Below are 4,100 nucleotides of genomic sequence, written 5' to 3'. Positions count from 1 at the left end.
CCGATGCGTACGTCCATCGCCACCGTCTCCCTCAGCGGCTCCCTCACCGAGAAGCTCACGGCCGCTGCCCGGGCCGGCTTCGACGGGGTCGAGATCTTCGAGAACGATCTCCTCGCCAGCCCCCTCACCCCGGAGGAGATCCGCGCCCGCTGCGCGGACCTCGGTCTGACCATCGACCTCTACCAGCCGATGCGGGACATCGAGGCGGTTCCCGAGGCCGAGTTCGCGCGGAATCTGCGCCGTGCCCGGCACAAGTTCGAGCTGATGCGCAGGCTCGGTACGGACACCGTGCTCGTCTGCTCCAGCGTCTCCCCCCTCGCCGAGGACGACGACGCCCTCGCCGCCGGGCAGCTGAGCCAACTGGCCGACCTTGCCCAGGAGTTCGGCGTCCGGGTCGCCTACGAGGCGCTCGCCTGGGGGCGGCACGTCAGCACGTACGACCATGCCTGGCGCATCGTCGAGACGGCCGGCCACCCCGCACTCGGCACCTGCCTCGACAGCTTCCACATCCTCTCCCGGGGCTCCGACCCCAAGGGCATCGAGGACATCCCCGGCGAGAAGATCTTCTTCCTCCAGCTCGCCGACGCCCCGCTGCTCGCGATGGACGTCCTTCAGTGGAGCCGCCACTACCGTTGTTTCCCCGGCCAGGGCGGATTCGACGTCGCGGGACTCGTCCGGCACGTCCTGAGCGCGGGCTACGACGGCCCGCTGTCGCTGGAGGTCTTCAACGACGTGTTCCGGCAGGCGGACGCGGGCCCGACGGCGATCGACGCCCACCGCTCGCTGCTGGTCCTGCAGGAGACGGTCGGTCTCGCGCGGCTCCCCGCGCCCGTCGTCCCCACGGGCGTCGCCTTCGCCGAACTCGTCACGCCCGACGCGGAGCCCGTCTCGGCGCTCCTCGGCGCCCTGGGCTTCGCCCGCACGGCCCGCCACCGGGGCAAACCGGTGGACCTGTGGCAGCAGGGCGAGGCCCGCATCCTGGTCAACACCGGCCCCGCCGTACGCCGCGACGGCACCGCGCTCGCGGCGATCGGCCTGGAGTCGCCCGACCCGGAGGGCGCCGCCCGCCGCGCCGAGGCACTCCTCGCCCCCGTCCTGCCCCGCCGCCGTACCCCCGAGGACGCCCAACTCGACGCCGTGGCCGCACCCGACGGCACGGAACTCTTCTTCTGCGCCCGGACGAACCCCCAACACCCGGGCTGGCGCGCCGACTTCACCGACGCCCCCGGTCAACTCCCGGCAGGGACCGGCGTCCTGCGCATCGACCACCTCGCCCTCACCCAGCCCTGGCACCAGTTCGACGAGGCGGCCCTCTTCCACCGCAGCGTCCTCGGCCTGCACGCCCAGGAGAGCGTCGACGTCGCCGACCCCTACGGCCTGCTGCGCAGCCGTGCCGTCACCACCTCCGACGGCAGCGTCCGTATCGCCCTGGGCGTCGGCCCGGCCCCCACCGAGGACGGCGCCCACGCCCAGCACATCGCCCTCGCCGTCGAGGACGTGGTCGCCGCGGCCCGCCGCTTCCGCGAGGCGGGCGGCCGACTGCTGCGGATACCCGCGAACCACTACGACGACCTCGCCGCCCGATTCGACTTCGCCGAGGGCGAGTTGGAGACGTACCAGGAGTTCGGCATCCTCTACGACCGGGACGCGGGCGGCGAGTTCCGGCACTGCTACACCCGTACCGTCGGCCGGGTCTTCTTCGAACTGGTCCAGCGCGACGGCGACTACCGGGGCTACGGCGCCCCGAACGCGCCGGTGCGGCTGGCCGCCCAGCACACCGCGAAGCGGCTCACTGGCGGCTGACGGTCCTGGTCACACCGGTGACGACCGTCGTGGCCAGGATCCAGCCGGTGATGATCAGGGCGTAGCCCAGGTACTGGTACCAGCCGGTCGGCGCGAACGCCTCCTCCTGGCCGAAGGAGATCACCGGCAGCAGCAGGTCGAGGGTGTAGAACACCGGGTTGAAGTGCGGGGCCTCGGACGGCTTGAGGGCGGCCGGGTGATGCAGGCCGTAGGCGATCGAGCCGATGGCCAGCAGCGACAGCAGCCAGGCGCAGGCGCGCAGCGGGCGGAAGCCGTAGCCGACGGTGACGTCCTGGACGTAGCCCCAGATCCGGTTGTACCGGGGCAGGGTGCCGCGCAGGCGGCGCTGCTTGGCGAGCTGGACGCGGCGGGCGGCGTAGTCGTCGCCGGTGCGGCGGTAGGAGAGGGCCAACTGCTCGTAGGCGTGCGGGACATAGCCGTCGCCGTCCTGCTCCAGCATGGTCAGCCGGCGCTCGGCGGGCTCGTGCGGGATGAGTGAGGTGTAGACGAGGCTGGTGAGATGCACCCGGCCCGGCACCACCTGCGGCTCGAGCAGCAGCACGTCGATCTGGGCACTGCTCAGCACCACACCGCCCTCGACGGGCGGGCTGTGCCGCAGCCAGAGTTCCCCGATGCTGGCGCTGCTGGCCAGCAGCGCGGAGCTGCCGGGGTTCGACAGGGTGCTGTACGACAGGTCGAGCCGGCCCGCGATCCGGGCGCCGCGCAGTCCGACCCAGCCCTCCACCCGGGCGTGCCGGAACAGGATGTTGCCCGCGACGACGAGCACCTCGGCGTCGATGGCGGAGTGCCCGGGGTGGGAGAGGTGCGCGGTGTTGAGGTTGACCGACCCGGCGACACTCGCGCCGCTGAGCCGTATCTGCCCCTGGGTGCGCAGTCCGGCGGCCCGGAGGTCGTCGCCGACCGAGGCCTGGTTGAGCTGGAGGACCGGTTCCTCGGCGTCCGGGGCGATGATCTCGGAGCCCTCCATGAACAGGCTCCCGGCGACCTTCACCTCCGCGAGCCGCACCACACCGCGGAACTTGGCCCGGGTCAGTCGCAGCACGCCGTCCACCCGCATCGCGTGCGCGGTCAGCCCGGGGAGGAAGGAGTCGCCGAGGTTGAGTTCGCGCAGCCGGGCCGCGTAGCAGCGGGGCACTTCTTCGAAGTGGCAGTAGCGCAGCCGCACGGGGTGGTCGATCGTCGCGTACTGCAGGTCGAGCCGGCCGGTGATCCTGGCGCCCGCGAGGCTGAGGGACGCTATCTCCCCTGCTTCCTGGGGCCCGTTGAGCAGAAGCGCCCGCAACACCGAGGCGCGCACGGTCCGTTCGGGCCCCCAGTCGCCGCCGAGGGCGATGTCCTCGTCCTGAGCCGTACGGAAGTCCACGGACCCGCCCAACGGGAAGGCCCGCCACACCTGTTCCTCGGCCGGTGTCAGATCGTTGATCTCCATCGGGAGCGACTCTAGCCCGGCTGCTGTCGCGGGCACAGAGGACGACCGCGGCCCGGACCGCGCGTCAAAGTGCGGTCCGGGCCGGGGAGTTGTGCCGTTACGGTCGGGTGTTCCACTCCGCGATGACGGGGCGGTCGTGCTCGGTGGAGAGGCGGCTGACGGTGCCGGTCGCCAGCTGGAACAGCCGGCCGTCCGCAGCCGGCAGGCCCAGCCTGCGTGCCGTGAGGACGCGCAGGAAGTGGGCGTGCGCCACCAGGACCACGTCACCGTCGACGAGCGCGGAGTCCACCCGCTTCAGCACCCGGTCGGCGCGGGCGCCGATCTCGTCCGGGGACTCGCCCGGGTGTCCGGCGGGGCCTGGCGGCACACCGTCGGTCCACAGGTACCAGTCGGGGCGGGTGCGGTGGATGTCGACGGTGGTGACGCCCTCGTAGCCGCCGTAGTCCCACTCGTGCAGGTCGGGGTCGGGTGCCGCCCCGGTGATGCCCGCGAGTTCGGCGGTGCGTATGGCACGGTCCAACGGGCTGGTCAGGGCGAGTGCGAAGGTCCGGCCGGCCAGGAGCGGGGCGAGGGACTTGGCCTCTTCCTCGCCGTGCCGGGTGAGGGGCAGATCGGTCCAGCTGGTGTGCCGGCCCGACACGCTCCACTCCGTCTCGCCGTGGCGGACCAGCAGAAGATCCCCCACGGCGCGCCTACTTGGTCTCGACGGCGTGGCCGCCGAACTGGTTGCGCAGCGCCGCGACCATCTTCATCTGCGGCGAGTCCTCCTGGCGGGAGGCGAACCGCGCGAAGAGGGAGGCGGTGATCGCGGGCAGCGGTACGGCGTTGTCGATGGCCGCCTCCACCG

Annotated in this window: 3 protein-coding genes and 1 pseudogene; 1 reads left to right on the top strand and 3 read right to left on the bottom strand. The window is 72.4% G+C overall.

Annotation, left to right across the window (positions count from 1 at the left end; translation table 11 throughout):
* Nucleotides 1–3: 3 nt before the first annotated feature.
* Nucleotides 4–1,803, top strand: coding sequence for a bifunctional sugar phosphate isomerase/epimerase/4-hydroxyphenylpyruvate dioxygenase family protein (locus tag SSP08S_RS38585; protein ID WP_019072998.1), 1,800 nt, complete (start codon nt 4–6; stop codon nt 1,801–1,803).
* Here the strand turns inward: SSP08S_RS38585 and SSP08S_RS38580 are convergent.
* The 3 genes and pseudogenes from SSP08S_RS38580 to SSP08S_RS59930 all read right to left on the bottom strand — a co-directional run.
* Complete coding sequence (locus SSP08S_RS38580) at nt 1,790–3,253, bottom strand: hypothetical protein (protein WP_019072997.1); 1,464 nt, start codon at nt 3,251–3,253, stop codon at nt 1,790–1,792. The two genes, SSP08S_RS38585 and SSP08S_RS38580, sit on opposite strands and share 14 nt — an antisense overlap.
* A 97-nt stretch (nt 3,254–3,350) precedes the next feature.
* A complete protein-coding gene (locus SSP08S_RS38575) occupies nt 3,351–3,938 on the bottom strand; it encodes a histidine phosphatase family protein (RefSeq protein WP_019072996.1) in 588 nt (195 codons plus the stop codon).
* A 7-nt stretch (nt 3,939–3,945) separates the two neighbouring features.
* A pseudogene (locus SSP08S_RS59930) lies at nt 3,946–4,100 on the bottom strand (6-phosphogluconate dehydrogenase); the annotation flags it as partial.

Origin of the sequence: Streptomyces hokutonensis (genome assembly GCF_000376565.1) — a bacterium.
GTDB classification, from domain to species: Bacteria; Actinomycetota; Actinomycetes; order Streptomycetales; family Streptomycetaceae; genus Streptomyces; species Streptomyces hokutonensis.
This window is presented reverse-complemented; position numbering and strand designations above follow the sequence as displayed.